The following is a 15350-nucleotide window of genomic DNA, read 5'->3' as shown; positions in this document are numbered from 1 at the left end:
GCTTCGTACGTTCGTAGAAGGCAGAGGTCGTAAGCCCTGCCCGACCGTAGATGGGGGGTGCGACGGCGACCCCGACCAGGCAGACGACGAAGCCGAGCGAGCCGAGCGGCGTTCACGGTCGATCTTCGCCCTCGAGGACCCCGGCCAGCACGTCGAGCTGGTCGCGGTCGAGGGCGGTGACCAGGAGCCCGACGAGGCGCAGGTCGAGGCCGAGGAGCAGGGTCATGGACTCGGTGAGGACGCAGGCCAGGTGCGGGACGCCGGGAGCGAGGTCGACCTGGAGGTCGCGGTCGCGGCGGACGACCCGCACGTCGCGGCGCACCGTGAGGTCGGGGTGCTCGCGCCACGGGGCGAGGTCGAAGACCGGGTCACCCCGCAAGGAGGGCGGCCTCCGAACGGCGGGGGCAACGGGGACGTCGGACTGCAGGCTCAGGTGCAGCCCGGCGAGCTGCCCGGACTCGCGGTCGAACGCGAGCCGGGACGCCGGCAACCGGTTCCCGACCGTCACGACCGCGTCGCCACCTCCGAGGGGGTGTCCCCAGGTGAGGACCACGAAGCCCGTCACCACCTGTTCGACCTCGAGGTGCCACGGACGGCGCCAGGCCTCGGCGGTCAGGGCGAACGGCAACGCCCGGGGGAGCTGAGGGGAGGGTGGGCGAGGAGCCGCCGGGTCGGTGGGCCAGCCGTAGGGGCCGGGTGGATGCGTCACCGCAGGGCGGTCCGGTTGTGCGCGGACGGCCACGCGGCATCTCGGGTCGCGGTGTCGGGGCGCCGGCTGCGCGCAGAGTCGTTCATGGCGGGGTAGGACCGTCCCTCCGGCCGCGGCGGTTCCCCGGCCACCGGGTCCGGGAGGAGGCGTCTGGTCGCGGTCGACCCCCCACAACCCACGATCAACCGTCGCGACACGCTGACAGTTACGGGAGCCAGGGACGGGCCCGGTCCGCGCCCAGGAGCGCGGAAGCCTCGTCGCGGATCGACGTCAGCGCCGCCTCGACGCCGGCGACGAGGTCGGGGCCCGGCATCTCCAGCGCCAGGGCGGAGTCGTAGACCGAGGACACCCGCCAATGCCCGTCGCCAACCGCGGTGAAGCGGAACAGCTCCCCGAGCGTCAAGGAGTCGTCCTCGTAGACGAACTCCTCGCCGGCCTCGACGCCCTCGTCCAGCCACCGGCGCCACTGCGCGGCCAGGCCGATGATCGCGACGAACACCTCCTCGAAGACCACCCGGTCCCCGTCGAAAATCCGCAGCCGTGCGGTGAGGTGGATGTCGAAGTCGCTCGTCGCTGTCGGTGGGTCGAGGTCGGTCTGGTCGAACGCGAACACCTGCTCACCTCCAGGTCGCCTCGCTGGGTCGCCGCATAGTTCCGGCGTCGAACACCCGAGAGCCCGCCACGGTCGACGACTCGGTTCCAAGGTGACGCTGTCCCCGAAGCGGCTGTGACGTCACCGGTTCGCGGGGCGGGAACCAGAAGAGCGCCGGGGCCGGTCCGACCCTGACGTGAGCACCTCCGCTGGGCCCGGGCGCCGGCTCCCACCGTCGCCCCGCAGCCACGGGACGATCCTGGTGGATCTGTCCCTTACGCGCATCGAGTGCGAAACTCGCCGCGATGATCGCCCGCCGCCTCCAGCTCCCGGTCGACGGCCGCCACCGGGGCGCAGCCGACCTCGCGGGCGCCCGACCGGCCGCTACCGGCCGCGCCGAAGCCGGATGACGCTGCCCCGCGAGCAAGGAGCCCCGGCTGAGCCGTCCCCGGATCAGCGCAGCGACCGTGAGCTGCTCGCCGCCCACCTCGCCGGGGACCGGGATGCCTTCACCCTGCTGGTCCGCCGCCACCGCGCTCGGTTGTGGACCTACGCGCTACGCAGCCTGCGCGACCGTGAGGAGGCCGCCGAAGCCCTGCAGGACGCGTTCGTCCGCGCCCACCGCTACGCCGGGTCCTACCGCGCCGACGCCGAGGTCGAGAACTGGCTGACCCGCATCGTCACCCGCGTCGTCCTCGACAAGATCAAGGCGCGGCGGCCGAGCACCGTGCCGCTCGACGAGGACGCCGCCGGCGACGGCGCCCGCGAGGGACGCGCCGACGCGGTCGAGACCAGCGACGCCCACGGCGAGGTCGACGCCCAGCTCACGGTCAAGGCGATGCTCGCGGTCCTGCCCGACGAGCAACGACAGGCCATCCTGCTGGTCGACGTCCAAGGCCTCTCCGTGGCCGAGACCGCCGATACCCTCGGTATCAGCGTCGGCACCGTGAAATCACGCTGTGCCCGCGGCCGCGCCCGCCTCGCCGCCGCGCTCACCGCCACCGGGCAGGGAAGGAGGCCGCGATGACCAGCTGCCCCGACCCCCGCGACCCTGCCGACCCCGGCTCCATCGTCTCCGCCGGCGGCATCGCCCTCGACGAGCTCGCCGACCTGCAGGCCGGACTGCTCACCCCCGACCAGGAAAGCGCTCTGCGCGCCCGCATGGCCGGCGACCCCGACGCACTCGCGCTCTACGGACTGCTCGAACAGACCCGCCTCGAACTCGCCGACCTCGACGACGAACCAGTCCCCGACGACGTCGCCGAGCGCATCGACACCGCACTCGCGGCCGAACCCGCCCCCCAGCTCGAGCACGACGACCGTGATGCGACACCGACCGGCCCGGAACCCGCCACCGACGCGCGGATCGTCGACCTCGACGCGGCCCGCCGACGCCGCCGGCGCCTGGTGCCCGCCCTGATCGCCGCCGCGGTCGTCGTGATCGGCATCGTCGGCGGCATCGCCGTCTTCCGGCCCGCCGGATCGACCGGCCCGACCGGGCTGCAGGCCGGCAACGCCCCCGCGGTCGGGGCGCAGGACCTCGCGTCGCTGTGGCCCGAGGTGTCCCGCTACCGCGACCTCGGCTTCCTCACCGGGTCGCCGCGGCTGGCCAGCTGTCTAAGCCGAGCCCCAGGCCCCGTGCTGGAGCGGGACATCGTCGGAGCCCAACCGATCGTGCTCGACGATCAGGACGCCGTACTGGTAGCCACCCGAGTGCCGATGAGCCAGCAGATCGCGCTCACGGCGTTCGCCCCGGACTGCAACCTGCGCCCGCCGCTCGCGCAGACCCTCATCGACCCATGACCGGCGAAGGCGGCGGCCCGGAGCCCGAAGCGGCCCCTGCCACCGGGCTGGCTTTGACCCGGGAGACGCTGCTGGCGTTGCGCGACGGGCGTCTGCCGCGAGACCAGGCCCGCGACGTGCGGGCCCGCCTCTCCCGCGACCCCGACGCGCTCGCGTTGCTGGGCACGTTGAGCTCCGACCTCCCGATGGACACCGCTCCGACCATGGCCACGCAGGTCGTTGCGGCCGCCCCGGACTCTGCTGCCCTCACCGGGGCGGGACAGCAGCCCAGCCCCGACGATCCGGTTCCTGGCGATGGCGGGCGGCTCAACCGGGCCAGGGCGACGGCGGCCCAGCGAGCGGCCGCGGTCGCGGTCGCGGCAGGGCTCCTGGTCGGCGCCCTGTGGTGGGCGGGCCACACGGCGGCGGAGCCGGTGGACCCACGGGCAGCTCCTGCGGTGCCGGACGTGACGATGGCGCAGCTGGGGACATTGTGGCCGGCGATCAACGGTCGATTCGACCGCGACCTGCTCGACAGCCGAGAAGATTGCCAGCCATTCAAGACTCCGCTGGGCGCGCAGGGCGCGGTGGTCGACGGCCGCTACAGCATGGTGGTCGCCTACACCGCCGACGGCACTGTGGACGACGACGAGATCGAGTTGAGGGTGGTGCCGCTCAATTGCAACAGCTCGGACTGCTACCCCAGGCTGACCGTCCCGCGTTAGACCACACCACCCTGAGTCTCGTTGACGCCACCGCGGGCTCCGGGGCCACCTACAGGGGTGGGGCGACGGCGGGTCCCGTGGCTCGCAGCGGCAACGGCGGGAGGTCCGGGCGCCAGTCCGGCTGATAGGTCGCCGGGGAACGGAAGAACGAGGCAGCATCGCTGACGAACCGCAGCGCCCGCAGGTTGTCCATCACGGTGTACTGACTGGGATCGTCCGGGGATGCGGGAACGTCGGTGACGTCGGCTCGGCCGCGGACCTCGACGCCGATTTGCAGGGCCACGTTGACCGTCGGCGAAGCGACGGCGCCGTGCAGTCGCATCGCGGACAGGGACCCGTCGGGTCGCAGCTCGACCTCGAAGGGGACCAGCCGGGCACCGACGGGCAGCAACTGCGCGGCGTCGCGACCGTCGGGCCTGAACACGCCCTGCTTGATCAGGTCCACCACGCGGACGCCGGTCCGCGCGATCGTCGTGCCGTCCGAGCGTTGCTGCACGAGCAGAGGCAGACCGGGAGTCGAGGCCCTAGTGCTCTGCCACGCCCGATCGATGCCGCACATGCTGGAAAGCGCCTGCCACCGGCACGGGTCCCAGCCGGCCTCGAAGTCGCTGCGCCGAGCGATGTACGGGGTGTTGACCAGCGGTTCGATCCGCTGTTGGGCGTCGGGATCGACCGATTTGGGGTACGGCGGGACGAGCATCGGGCGGCGGAGCCGATCGGCGACGAGGACGAACTGGGCGTTGGAGCGCGGGGGCTGCAGCACCGCTGCGGAGATGCTGTTCCCGTTGGCGTTGCGCTCTCGGTAGTAGGTGCTGAGGTCCTCGCCTCGGCCGAAGCGGACCCAGTCGGTCTCGTTCTGCACCCACGCGGAGAACAGGTCGGTGCGGGGACGCGGCCGCGATGGTGCCGGGTTTGCCTGCTCGTCGGGGCCGCGGATGGCGGCGTGCAGGTAGGAGGTTCCCTGCTCGTCGCGTTCGACGTCGAGCCACCCCCACGCCGCCCGGTACACCTGATCGAACTCGGCAGCCTCGGCCAGCTCCTCCCGGGGGCCGCGCGCAGAGGCGGCGACCAGCCCGAGTACCAGGACCGCGGCGAGTGCGGCGGCCAGCCACGTCGCAGGCCTGCTCACGAGGAGACCTGGCGCAGGGCGGCAAGGGCCTGTTCGCCGAGCGGGGCCAGGTACACGGTGCCCTGGCGGTAGTCGTGCGAGCCGACCCCGACGATGTAGCTGCCCGCGGCGCCTGAATTGGCGGGCAGCTCCGCGGGGTCGGCGAGGACGCCCGGGAGGGCGGGCGTTGCCAGACCTGGGCCGCCGGAGTAGCCGGCGGTCATCTCGCAGGGCAGGGGCTGTGATCCGGCGTCGGCGGGGTCGGCGGGCCCGGCGGCGCCGGAGACCGCGCCGCGACAGATGCGGGCCGCGGAGCCGTCGAACGGCGGCGCGCTGGGGTATCCGAGCAGGTCGACGCGACCGAGGGCCGCCGGGGCACCGAAGACCATCCCGTAGCTGCCGACTGCGTCCTGGGCGTTGACCAACCCCTGCGAGGCGAGGCGGACGAACCCGACGTCGTTGCTCCAGTCCAGGCCCGCAGCCCAGCCGCTGGTGACCTGGGCGGCCTGTGCGAGGTAGCGGCCGTAGGGCTCGGCGCCGACCCGGTAGCCGGGGACGAAGATGATGTTCGCGGCGGGGGTGCGGGGGCCGTCGGAGCCGTCGGAGAGCAGGCAGTGCCCGGCGGTGATGACGACTGACGTGCCGTATGGGCTGGCGGCGTTGACCACCGAGGCGGTGCAGGAGCGGGGCCGTCCGGCGACGGTGAAGAAGAGCCGGCCTGTCGCGCGGGCCGAGAGGCCGAGGGCCTCGAACGGCTCGGCGATGGGCCCCAGTGGCGCCGATGCCGCACCGACGCCGGCGCCGAGCGCGACCAGGGGCGCGTCGGACCGGGTCGCGCCTGGGGCGCCGTCCGGGCCGGCGGGAGGGGCCGGGGTGTCTCCTGGGGGCGAGGTGGGCCGGACGATCGAGAGCACTGCGTCCGCTGCTGTGTCTGCTGCCGCGCCCGGTGCGGATTGGTCGGGGGCCAACAACGCGATGCCAGGGGGGCGCGGGGTCGTTTCGGGCGAGGTCGCTGCCCGTTGGGCGGCCGAGTCCCAGAAACCGCTGACCGAGGGCACGGTCAGCGTGCCGTTGGTCGCCGGGTCGCGTAGATCGATCCGGGGCTGCTGCTCGAGGTCAGCGACCAGGCCGGGGTCGTTGACGGGGAAGTCAGGTGCGGGAGCCGCCGCCGCGCATCCGCCGAGCAGCACCGTCGCGAGCAGAGCCGTACCCGTCAGCCGAGCTCCTCGGCGCATGGCTGGGCCCGGTACAGCGGCGCGTGAGGCGCGCCGTGGTCGGCCGCGCGGCCCGGTCACAGGGACGGACGCGATCACCGGCGCAGTCTTTCACCCTGGTGGGGTGAATCCCAGCTCATGGGGAGCGCTGCCCTGAGAAGGGGAGCCCCGGCCGCCGCAGGTCGGACGGCCGGGGCGCGACGCCCGGCGTCATCCGGCTGGCGGGCCGTCGACCGGGCGAAGGCCGGGAGAGGTGTCGCCCGGCAGGTTCATGATGTCCGAGGCGACCGCGCGGGCGCGAGCAGCCACCTCGGGGTCGTCGTCGCCCTCCGGGCCGGCGAGGACCGCGGTCAACGCGTCGAGGGCGTCGAGGTCGTCCTGGCTGACGGGGTCGTCGTCGGCGCGGCCGCCGTCGACGACCTCGAAGCGGTCACCTTCGGTCATGCGCGGCCTCCGAAGTCGAGGTCGGTGCCGGACGAGTCCCCGGGGGTCCGGTCGCTCCCGAGAGTGACCCGGTGATCTTCCCACCAGGCGCGCACCTGGCGGGAGTGCAACGTCCAGTCAGGTCCGAGCCTTGCGACGACCTGGGAGGTGAACGCGCTGCTGGGCAGGTCAGGGCGTAGGCCGTCGCGGCAGGTGTCGCAAGCTGCGGCCGCTCCGTGGCAGGCGTTGCACAGTGCTTCGTCGGTGAGGACGGCGGCCAGCAGGGATCGGGCCAGGTCGCGGGGTCCGGCGCCGTCGTAGCCCCAGTTGAACCCGGTGGGGGAGTAACGGACGCGGTGTTCGAGCGCGCCGATCGTCTCGCCGGTCGCGGGGTCTTCCACCACCACCAGCGCCGGGGAGCTCGTCGTCGCGCCGCGCATGCCGCGGAACCGGACCTCGCGCGGGTGGTCGACTCTCATCTCGGCTCCCCGGGACGGGCTGGTCTGGACGGGCGGGAGGACGTCGGGTCCTCCGGCCGTCTTCTCTGCGAGTCGGGTGGACCTGGGCGGCGCTGGATGTGCCCGGAGCACGCCGGGGCGTGGGCGGTGCGTTCGCTCACGTCCACAACCTAGGTGTCGGGGACGCCGTCGCCCGCAGTCCCTGATCTGCTCGGCGGGCGGCGGCCGTGCCTGCGCTCGGCGGCGGCCAGCTCTCGCTGGTCGCCGACGGCGGCGTCGGACGGTGGACGTCGGGGGGTGGGCCGGTGCTCACGTCCCATTCGAGCACGGGTGTCTGCTCGGCGGCGTAATGCTCGAGCTTCGCTGCCCGGCGCTCGTCGTAGTCGGTGCGACCGGTGAGGCCCCAGACCTCGACGACCGTGGCGGGGTCGGTGTCTGTCAGGACGAAATCGGGGAGTGTGAGGTCCCCGTCTGCGCGTCGCAGGGGCTTGATGAACTCGCGGCCCGCCGCGACGAGCTGTTGGGCGAGCAACGCCTCGTGGCTGGAGTCGACGGGCAGGTAGTCGGAGGTGGTGAGCAGGACCGCCGCGTCGAGCAGCCGCAGGTGTCCGTGCGGGGTGCCCTCGATCAGGGCGAGCACGACTCGTCGGGTGTTCGGGTCCCGGCGCGAGGCGAACGCGGTCGGGTAGCTGCGGGTGAGGTGTTCACCGAGCTCGGTCCGGCAGAACAACGGACGCGGGAAGTGACGCAGGTCCACCCGCAGGCCGTGGTCGGTGGGCTGCGGGTCGTGCTTGAGCTCGCCGATCAGCAGACGGCGGTGGCGCAGCAGACGGGTCCGGCCACGCCGGGGCCCCCGCCGGATCGCGACGCGTTGCGGGCCCTCGAGGGGGGCGAGGTACTCGGCGAGGCGAGCGTCCCGCACCGGGTCGGGGTGACCGGGTCGGTACGGGGCGATGACGTAGGCCAGCCGCGGCGCCGGATGGTCGCCGAGCCGCACCCCGGCCAGCACGGCGACCAGCGCCTCGCGGGTGTCCTCCCAGTGCCGTCGGGTACCGGTGATGCGGTGCTCGCGGGCGGGGCCGGCGGTGACCTCACCGCTGGGCGGGGGCCACGCGTTGAGGCCCGCTGTCTCCCAGAGCCAGCGCAGCAGCCCGAGGCTGGTCAGGGTCGCGTGGGCAGCACCGGCCGGCCGTCCCGCGGGAGGCCGGTCCACCGCAGCCGCCGGATCGTCGTCGCCTTCGAGCCCGCTGGCGGGGGCGGTGAACGCGTACCCGACCTCGATGCGGGTGCCGTGGTCGGTGACGCTGATCGCGTCGCGGGCGCCCGGGTCGGTGCCGCTGTGGCGGGACTCGGAGGAGAAGAAGGGGCAGCCGGGGCGGTGGTTGTCCCCGCCCAGGGGCCAGCGAGCCAGATGGAACACCCCGGCGATCTCCCGGATGACCAGCCGCTCCCCGCTGCGGGTGCATCGGCAGATGCCGTGGCCGGGGCGGCGACGGGCGGCGGCGAACCAGGCCGCGTACCGCTCGGGATGGGCACGCAGCGCAACCAGGTGGACGGTGTGTCCGGCGAGCTCGACGCGTACGTCGGCCCCTGGTGCGGGGGCGACGGGGGGCGCGGTGGCGGGGCGGCGTCGCGGGTCACGGCGTGGTCGGCGAGGCATGAGCAGGCCGGTTCAGTGGCGTTCGGCGAGGTCGGCGGCGGAGGCGGCGAAGTAGTGGTCGCGCCAGTAGTCGGGGTGACAGGGGCCGACGACCAGGTCGGGCAGGTCTTCAGGGGTGGGTGGTGTGGGCCCGTCGTCGGTGGTGCGGGTGCTGTTGACCGACCGCACGGTGCGCAGCGGGAAGTGCGCGGGGATGAGGTGGGGTCGGTCGGGGCCGGCCTCGGTGGTCAGCGGCGGTGGGGTGAGGCCGTCGCGGAGGGCGGCGTCGCGGCGGTACTGGTGCGCGGAGACCTCGGTCTCGGTGAGGCGGTGGATGCCGGGTCGGCATTCGCGGGTGTCGACGGCTTCGGCGGCGTTGATCAGGAAGCCGGGCACGCAGCGCAGGTGCCAGGGCATGGACGCGGCGGGGGTGTCGCGTTCGAGTTCGGCGGCCTCGAGGTAGGTCGAGCGCAGCCAGGCCAGTTCCCGGACCATCCGCGGGTGCAGTGCCCAGCAGTCGGGGATCTGCAGGCGGGTGAACCGGTACTGGCGGTACAGGACGCCGTCGACGAACTCGGCCAGGGCCGCCCAGGCGCGCTCGGCGCCGGCCCGGCTCATGCGGTCCCAGCCGGTGGCGGGCGTGACCGGCGGCTCGTCGTCGCCGTCGGCACCGTCGGGTGTCGAGTCGTCGGCGGGACCCGCGCCGCGCTCCGTCCCGGGTGCGGTCGGCGCACTGAGGGTGGGTCCCCCGAGGTCGAAGGCGGCCCGGAGCCGGGTGAGCTGGTCTTCGAGGTCCGCTACCCGGGGCAGGAACTCGGCGAGCTCCCCGGCGATCTCGCCGTGCCCGCCGTCGATCCTCTCGGTGACCTCGGAGCGCAGGTCGTTGAGCCGGTTGCGGACCTCGCTGCGTAGCCGCCCCACGTCGGCGCCGATCTCCTCGCGCAGCCCGTCGACCTCGAGGCGGATCGCGCGCAGCTGACGGCCCAGCTCGTAGCGCTGATCGCCAGCCGCGGAGCGCGGCGACGCGGGTGCCGACGGCTCGGATGACGCTCGTGTGCCGGCGGACGCCTCCCCGGGAGTGCCCGGGGAGGTCTCGGGGCCGGGGGAGAAGTCAGCAGTGGCTCCGGGATCGGGGTCGGGGCCTGGCGGCTCGTGCGGGCCGGTCATGGGCGCCGTCCGCGGCCGAGTTCGAAGGCGTGGACGAAGGCGCGGCGCGGTTCGCGCCACCAGCGGGGCCAGACGGGGCGGCGGGAGGCGCCGGTGCTCGCGCGGGCGAGGCGTTCGTAGCCGGCTTCGAAGCGGATCACGGCGGGGTGGCGGGCGGCGCCCAGGACGTAGGCGTGGTTGGCGGGCAGCGACCGGATCACCGAGAGCGGGATGACGCGTTCGAGTCGGTGGCTGGCTGAGACCCCGCCGCGGGTGGTGTCGCTGGCGACGGTGACGCGGCGTTCCCCGCCGAGGCGGGAGAGCGCCTCGAGGAACGTCTCGTCGCCGAGGGACCCGAGGATGACCTTGGTGACCAGGTTGTCCCAGATGACCTTGGCGTCGTCCTCGCCCCACACCTTGTCCAGCTGGGCCCGCGACTGCAGCACCGCGACGGTGAAGATGCCCCAGCCGCGGGTCTCGGCGGCGTAGTTGGGCAGGTCGACCGGGGTGAGGTTGGCGACCTCGTCGAGGAACAGCGAGAACGGCTCGCGCAGGCGCCCGCCGCGGCGCTTGGCTTCCTCGCGGGCGCGGAACACCATCGACTCGGTCAGGGCGGTCATCAGCGAGGACATGCCGCGCTTGGTCTTGTCCCCGACCACATAGAGGGTGGTGCGGGCGTCGAGGAACGGGCCGATGTCGTCGCGGACGTGGCTGCCGGGCCGCTTGATCGCGGCCAGCCCGCCGGGGTGGCCGAGGTAGTCCATGCAGGAGGCGACGGTGGCCAGGTAGCCGTCGCGCATCCGCGGGTTGGTGCCCAGGCGCTGGCGCAACAGGGAGAGCCACCCGGCCGGGACCCGGTCGGCTCGCCCTTCGAGGATGTTGATGGCCTCGCCGGTGTCGGGGTTGTGGGCCCACTGCTGGACCTTCTCCGAGCCCTTGGCCTCGAGGTCGGCGGCGAGCAGGAAGCAGCGCAGGATCTCCCGGCCCGCGTCGGCCCAGAACTCCTCGTTCATCTTCTTGTGGACCATCGCCCCGCGGATCATCGCCGCGGCGATCGCGTCGGCGTAGTCGGAGTCCGGGAGGCCCTCGGGGGTCAGCCGGGCGCAGTTCCAGACCGGGTCGAAGGGGAAGTCGTGCAGCCCGCCGGTCACCCCGAGCGGGTCGAAGAACGCGACCGCGCCGCGCATGGAGCGCAGCGTGGCGGTGTCGACGATCAGCTCGCCCTTGCTGGAGGTGACCAGCGCGGCGCCGGGCGCGTCGAGGATCATCGGGATCAGGAACTGCGTCTTGCGGGATCCCTGCGGGCCGAGGATGCACACCGAGCGCGGGTAGGCCGCGAACATGCTGTGCGAGCGGACCGGCCAGCGACCCGAGATCAGCTCGCCGAGCCGCCACCCGGCCTGCGCGGCGGTGACCGTGCCGTGGGGGCGGCGCCAGAAACTCTCGGCCTCGGCGACGACTGCCTCCTCGCCGGCGGTCTCGCGCAGGTCGTGGTGGTCCAGCCACCCGGCCGGGCCCCCGAGGTCGCGGCGCAGGCGCTGCATCGCGGAGAAGAACCAGCGGTGGTGCAGCCACACCGCCACCAGCACCAGCACTGCCAGGCCGGCGAACCCGGCCCCGACCAGACCCAGGACCGCGGTGGCCGGGACCAGGGTGGGGGTGTCGGCGAGCGCCGCGGGGAACAGCGTGAACGCCAGCACCGCGAACACCACACAGCCGCCCGCTACGGCGACCAGCTTGTACTCCCAGGTCCGGGCCTCGCGATCGGTCATCACCGACATCTCTGGTCCTCCCGCTGCTCGGTCGAGGTGGGCCGCCCCGGCTCCACACGCCCCGGACCAGCGCCCCTGGCGGCCTCAGAGGGGGCGTCGGGGGCGGCGTCGGTGGGGGCCGGTGCGGGTGTGTCGCCGGCCTGCCGGCGGGGCGAGGGCAGCCACTGCTGCAGACCCGCCGCGTCGGACGCCGACGCCCGCTCGGCGCCAGGCCCCGCCGGCCCCGCGGCGCCCGCGGCCCGGGGTGGGGCGATGGAGGTTGGGGACGGCCCGTGCTCGGCCCGGCTGTCGGTGTCGCTGGCGGTGGCGGTGTCGGGGTGGATGCCGCCGTGGACGTTCTGATCCGACGGGTGCTGCACGCGATCGGTCCGGGGTGCAGGGGCTGCCCGGGTGCCGTCGGGGTCGTCCGCTTCGGGGGGTGGGGAAGGCGTGGCCGTTGCCGGTGGCGGGTTCTGCCGGACCGGGAGCCCGGAGCTGGGCAGGGGCCCGGCCTTGCGGACATCGGGGCGGTTCCAGCCGGGCCAGATGCGCACGACGGTGGCCGGGGTGGCGCGGTGCACGAGCAGGGCGTGCCAGTGCGGGATCACCCGCACCCGGTCCGGGGGGCAGACCGGGACCCGCTCGAACTTGGCGCGGCCCTGCCCGTCGGGGCCGTCGGGGTCGGGGACGAGCTCGTGGCGGTGCCCGCACCACTCGGAGACCTCCTCGAGGTCCCGCTTGGTCTTGAGCCCCCCGAAGATCATCAGGGCGTTGGTGGCGTTGAGGATGGTGTCCGCGCCGTTGTCCCCCCACGTGTCCCGCAGCTGCGAGGGGGTCTGGACCGACCACACGATGTGGATGCCGCGCCCACCGGCGTCGGCGACCCACTTCGGCAGCGGCACCGGGGTGATCAGCGCTGCCTCGTCGAGGGAGATCAGCAGCGGGGGGTCGAGCCGTCCGCTGCGGCGGGCGGCGAGGCTCTTGGCGGTGGCGAAGACGTGACCGGTGAACGCGGCGAGCAGCGGGGCGCTGCCGGCGTTCTGTTCCTCGGAGCCGAGCAGGTAGAGCGCGCCGCGGGAGTCGATGAACTCCTCGACGTCGAACATCGGCTCGTCGCGGTCCGGGGTGCACAGCCAGGCGATGGTGGGGTCGGCCATGAACGCGACCGCGCCGCGCATCGCGAAGAACACGCTGTCGCGGGTCTTCTCGGCCTTCGAGGCCAGGACCTGCCCGAGGGCGTCGGCGACCTCCTCGGGGACCTGGCGGCGGTAGGTCTCGCGCATCAGCCGCAGCGCCTGCGCCGCACCCCGGTCGCGGTCGGTGGGGTTGTGCACCCAGCGGGCGACGTCGGTCATGGTGCGGCCGTCGAGGTCGGCGATCATGAGCAGGCCGGTCAGGACGCTGGAGGCCCACTCGTCCCAGCGGGCCTCGTCGTCGCTCTTGCGGGCGCGGGCGCCGACGAGCAGCCCGGCGCGGGCGGTGGCGAACCGGAAGTCGGCGCAGCCGCGGACCGGGCACCAGCGCAGGGTGGAGCCCAGGCCGCCGAGGTTGTCGGGGTTGAACAGCGCCACGTGTTCGGCGCCGCTGACCGCGGCGCGCAGCGCCGCGGTGTAGAGGTAGACCTCCGGCTTGGTCGAGGTCGACACGACCGCACCGGGATGGTCGATGACGTGGTGGATCATCAGGGCGGTCTTGCCGGTCTGCGGCGGCGCGATCAGCCCGACCACGTCGCGGTAGGCGGCGTAGGTCTGCACGCCCCACCACGGCCCGACCGCGCTGCGACCCAGCCAGGTGCCGGTCTCGGTGACCGGCAGCCGCTCGATCAGCGCCGAGCGGCGCAGCGTGGCGGCGGTGACCGCGACCGTCCCGGCCCGGCGACGCGGGGGCACGGCGGGCAGCGCCGCGGCGAGGCTGCGCCGCTGATGGCTGGCGATGTGGCGCACCGCGTGGGCGGAGACGTTGCGGTGCAGCTCCCAGAAGTCGGCCCAGCCCTCGTCCCCGAAGCGGGCGCGGGCCCGGGCGTACGGGGTGTGCCGGTAGGTCTCGCGGGCCAGCAGGAACCCGCCGACGGTCAGGCCCGGGGCGATGAGCAGCAGCCCGACCGGGGAGGTCAGTCCGAACAGGTAGCTCAGCCCCGCCAACGCGGCGACGGTCAAATGCAGCCGCCAGCCCCCGCCCAGGACCCGCTCGGCCACAGCGGCGCCGACGACGCCCCACTTCCCCGACCCGACCCAGGAGCGGCCCAGCGGCCCGGACTTGAGCACCAGCACCAGCACCAGCGCGACCAGCAGAGCCGGCGACGCGCGCAGCGAGCGGCCCAGCGACCGGCCCAGCGACCGGCGCAGACGCGGCCCGACACCGGCGAGCCAGCGCCGCACGCGCGGCCACCCACGGCGCCGCGCGTGCCCGAGACGCTCGAGCCGCACCATCAACCACTGCCGCCACCGCGGCGGAGGCGACGACGGCGATCCACCTGACGCGGTGCCTTCGGGTAGCGGTGGGGAGGTGCGGCGGGGGGTGCTCATAGCTCCTCCTCGTCGTATTCGTCGTATTCGTCGTATTCGTCGTGCTCGTCGTCGCCGAGGGGGTCGGCGATCTCGTCGACGGGGACGGGCGCGAGGCGGTCGAGGGCGGCGAGTTCGCGGTAGTGCGCCCACAGGGCGGGGTCGGGGTCCTGGGCGCGCTCGGCGAGGTCGGCCTCAACGCCGGCGTCGAGCAGGGCCTCTTCGACGGGGGTGCGGTCGCGCAGCTCCGGGGCCGTCGGCGGACGGGCCGTCCGGTCGGCTTCGAGGTGGGCCAGGCGGGCGGCGGCTTCGGCGTCGGACTCGGGTTCGCGCCAGTCGGGGTGGCCGTAGTCCAAGGTCGGGTCGAACGGTCCGCCGACCGGCCGGGTGTCCAGGTAGGCCTCGCTGCGGTCGAACGCTGTCCACAACTGTTCGGGCTTGGAGCGCCAGCCCTGGCCGGCCTCGGATCCCTCGACCCCGTCCGCGTCCAGGTCGATGGCGAGCTGATCGGGGACGGTCACCGTCGGGGTGAAGCCGTCGGTCTGGGCGGTGTCGCTCTGGGAGTCGTCGGTGGTCGTCATCAGCGGTCTCCAGTGGGGGTGGCCGCGGCGGGCCGCACGAGCGCGAGCGGACGGCCGGCATCAGTGCCGGTCGGGGCCCACGGCGTCGACGGCCGCACGCCGGGAACGTCATCGCCGTCCGCTCCGCCAACCGCTCCGCCAGCCGTGTCGTCAGCAGCGGCGGGGGCAGCGACGGGATCGGGGCTCAGGTCGTTGGTCGGGTCGGTGACGGCGTCGCTGGACGCGGGGATGAGCACGTCGCGGGCCTTACTCAGCAGCCGTCGTGCGGTACGGGCGGCGACGGGGCCGAAACCGGCTGCCTCGAGGGCTGCCATGGCGTCAGGGCCGGTGAGATCGGGGTTGGTGTGCAGCTGCTCGACCAGCAACAGGACCCGCGGCTCGTGGCCGTCCCCGGTCTCCGGGCCCGAGCTCGGCGGTGTGGCTCCGCGTGTCGGCGACGCCTGCGGCCCAGCAGGATCGGCTGAACCGGCAGCGTCAAGGAGGTGGTCAGGGGCTGCGCCTGGCCCCGGCCCCGCTGCGGTGTCGGTGGTGGGGGGGACCACCTCGACCGGCGGGGTCGGGGCCAGGCTCTGACCGGCCGCGACGCCGGCGTCGTCGACGTCGGGGGTCGCGCCCGGCAGCCCCCGGGGAGCGGGACGAGTCGTGGGACGGAGGGGGTGGCCGAGGAGTCTCTCGGTGGCCCCCGTGATGGTGGCGCGCCCGGCCGGGGGCGGGCGGC

At 74.1% G+C, this 15350-nt stretch carries 15 protein-coding genes; 3 read left to right on the top strand and 12 right to left on the bottom strand.

Annotated elements, in window-relative coordinates; all coding sequences use genetic code 11:
- Positions 1 to 112 precede the first annotated feature (112 nt).
- Both LN037_RS29270 and LN037_RS29265 read right to left on the bottom strand, forming a co-directional pair.
- Positions 113 to 709: a hypothetical protein gene (locus LN037_RS29270; RefSeq protein ID WP_230760123.1), complete on the bottom strand. Its 597-nt coding sequence runs from the start codon at positions 707 to 709 to the stop codon at positions 113 to 115.
- Positions 710 to 914: 205 nt separating this feature from the next.
- Complete coding sequence (locus LN037_RS29265; RefSeq protein ID WP_230760121.1) at positions 915 to 1322, bottom strand: DUF7878 domain-containing protein; 408 nt, start codon at positions 1320 to 1322, stop codon at positions 915 to 917.
- A gap of 385 nt (positions 1323 to 1707) precedes the next feature.
- On the opposite strand from LN037_RS29265, the gene sigM reads away from it, so the two are divergent.
- The 3 genes from sigM to LN037_RS29250 are packed head-to-tail and all read left to right on the top strand — an operon-like array spanning position 1708 to position 3808.
- Positions 1708 to 2328, top strand: a complete 621-nt coding sequence (gene sigM, locus LN037_RS29260; protein ID WP_230760119.1) for an RNA polymerase sigma factor SigM — start codon at positions 1708 to 1710, stop codon at positions 2326 to 2328.
- Positions 2325 to 3104, top strand: coding sequence for an RsmA family anti-sigma factor (locus LN037_RS29255; RefSeq protein ID WP_230760118.1), 780 nt, complete (start codon positions 2325 to 2327; stop codon positions 3102 to 3104). Before sigM ends, LN037_RS29255 begins: the two co-directional genes overlap by 4 nt.
- Entirely contained in the window at positions 3101 to 3808 is a 708-nt protein-coding gene (locus LN037_RS29250) for a hypothetical protein (protein ID WP_230760117.1), read from the top strand. Before LN037_RS29255 ends, LN037_RS29250 begins: the two co-directional genes overlap by 4 nt.
- Before the next feature lie 49 nt (positions 3809 to 3857).
- Here the strand turns inward: LN037_RS29250 and LN037_RS29245 are convergent, their stop codons facing one another.
- The 10 genes from LN037_RS29245 to LN037_RS29200 all read right to left on the bottom strand — a co-directional run bounded on the left by LN037_RS29245 (position 3858) and on the right by LN037_RS29200 (position 14997).
- A complete protein-coding gene (locus LN037_RS29245; RefSeq protein ID WP_230760116.1) occupies positions 3858 to 4817 on the bottom strand; it encodes a hypothetical protein in 960 nt (319 codons plus the stop codon).
- A gap of 116 nt (positions 4818 to 4933) precedes the next feature.
- Complete coding sequence (locus LN037_RS29240; protein ID WP_230760115.1) at positions 4934 to 5830, bottom strand: trypsin-like serine peptidase; 897 nt, start codon at positions 5828 to 5830, stop codon at positions 4934 to 4936.
- Positions 5831 to 6340: 510 nt separating this feature from the next.
- Positions 6341 to 6574: a hypothetical protein gene (locus LN037_RS29235; RefSeq protein WP_230760114.1), complete on the bottom strand. Its 234-nt coding sequence runs from the start codon at positions 6572 to 6574 to the stop codon at positions 6341 to 6343.
- On the bottom strand, positions 6571 to 7032 hold the full coding sequence (locus LN037_RS29230) for a DUF6166 domain-containing protein (RefSeq protein ID WP_230760113.1): 462 nt from the start codon (positions 7030 to 7032) through the stop codon (positions 6571 to 6573). Before LN037_RS29230 ends, LN037_RS29235 begins: the two co-directional genes overlap by 4 nt.
- 136 nt (positions 7033 to 7168) lie before the next feature.
- Positions 7169 to 8671 carry a DUF1173 family protein gene (locus LN037_RS29225; protein WP_230760112.1) on the bottom strand — a complete coding sequence of 501 codons (1503 nt, stop codon included), beginning with the start codon at positions 8669 to 8671 and terminating at the stop codon, positions 7169 to 7171.
- A 12-nt stretch (positions 8672 to 8683) separates the two neighbouring features.
- Entirely contained in the window at positions 8684 to 9817 is a 1134-nt protein-coding gene (locus tag LN037_RS29220) for a hypothetical protein (protein WP_230760111.1), read from the bottom strand.
- Positions 9814 to 11568, bottom strand: a complete 1755-nt coding sequence (locus LN037_RS29215; protein ID WP_230760109.1) for a type IV secretory system conjugative DNA transfer family protein — start codon at positions 11566 to 11568, stop codon at positions 9814 to 9816. The genes LN037_RS29220 and LN037_RS29215 overlap by 4 nt, the downstream gene beginning before the upstream one ends.
- On the bottom strand, positions 11568 to 14072 hold the full coding sequence (locus LN037_RS29210; protein ID WP_230760108.1) for a type IV secretory system conjugative DNA transfer family protein: 2505 nt from the start codon (positions 14070 to 14072) through the stop codon (positions 11568 to 11570). Before LN037_RS29210 ends, LN037_RS29215 begins: the two co-directional genes overlap by 1 nt.
- Complete coding sequence (locus LN037_RS29205) at positions 14069 to 14632, bottom strand: hypothetical protein (RefSeq protein ID WP_230760106.1); 564 nt, start codon at positions 14630 to 14632, stop codon at positions 14069 to 14071. The genes LN037_RS29210 and LN037_RS29205 overlap by 4 nt, the downstream gene beginning before the upstream one ends.
- Positions 14632 to 14997: a hypothetical protein gene (locus LN037_RS29200; protein ID WP_230760104.1), complete on the bottom strand. Its 366-nt coding sequence runs from the start codon at positions 14995 to 14997 to the stop codon at positions 14632 to 14634. The genes LN037_RS29205 and LN037_RS29200 overlap by 1 nt, the downstream gene beginning before the upstream one ends.
- Positions 14998 to 15350 lie beyond the last annotated feature (353 nt).

The organism is Actinomycetospora soli (assembly GCF_021026295.1).
GTDB classification, from domain to species: Bacteria; Actinomycetota; Actinomycetes; order Mycobacteriales; family Pseudonocardiaceae; genus Actinomycetospora; species Actinomycetospora soli.
This window is presented reverse-complemented; position numbering and strand designations above follow the sequence as displayed.

Excerpts from the sequence above, each read along its gene's own strand:
- LN037_RS29205 (WP_230760106.1), bottom strand. The coding sequence starts at position 14,632 with ATGACGACCACCGACGACTCCCAGAGCGACACCGCCCAGACCGACGGC.
- LN037_RS29255 (WP_230760118.1), top strand. The coding sequence starts at position 2,325 with ATGACCAGCTGCCCCGACCCCCGCGACCCTGCCGACCCCGGCTCCATC.
- LN037_RS29225 (WP_230760112.1), bottom strand. The coding sequence starts at position 8,671 with ATGCCTCGCCGACCACGCCGTGACCCGCGACGCCGCCCCGCCACCGCG.
- LN037_RS29235 (WP_230760114.1), bottom strand. The coding sequence starts at position 6,574 with ATGACCGAAGGTGACCGCTTCGAGGTCGTCGACGGCGGCCGCGCCGAC.
- LN037_RS29250 (WP_230760117.1), top strand. The coding sequence starts at position 3,101 with ATGACCGGCGAAGGCGGCGGCCCGGAGCCCGAAGCGGCCCCTGCCACC.
- LN037_RS29215 (WP_230760109.1), bottom strand. The coding sequence starts at position 11,568 with ATGACCGATCGCGAGGCCCGGACCTGGGAGTACAAGCTGGTCGCCGTA.
- LN037_RS29210 (WP_230760108.1), bottom strand. The coding sequence starts at position 14,072 with ATGAGCACCCCCCGCCGCACCTCCCCACCGCTACCCGAAGGCACCGCG.
- sigM (WP_230760119.1), top strand. The coding sequence starts at position 1,708 with ATGACGCTGCCCCGCGAGCAAGGAGCCCCGGCTGAGCCGTCCCCGGAT.
- LN037_RS29230 (WP_230760113.1), bottom strand. The coding sequence starts at position 7,032 with ATGAGAGTCGACCACCCGCGCGAGGTCCGGTTCCGCGGCATGCGCGGC.
- LN037_RS29220 (WP_230760111.1), bottom strand. The coding sequence starts at position 9,817 with ATGACCGGCCCGCACGAGCCGCCAGGCCCCGACCCCGATCCCGGAGCC.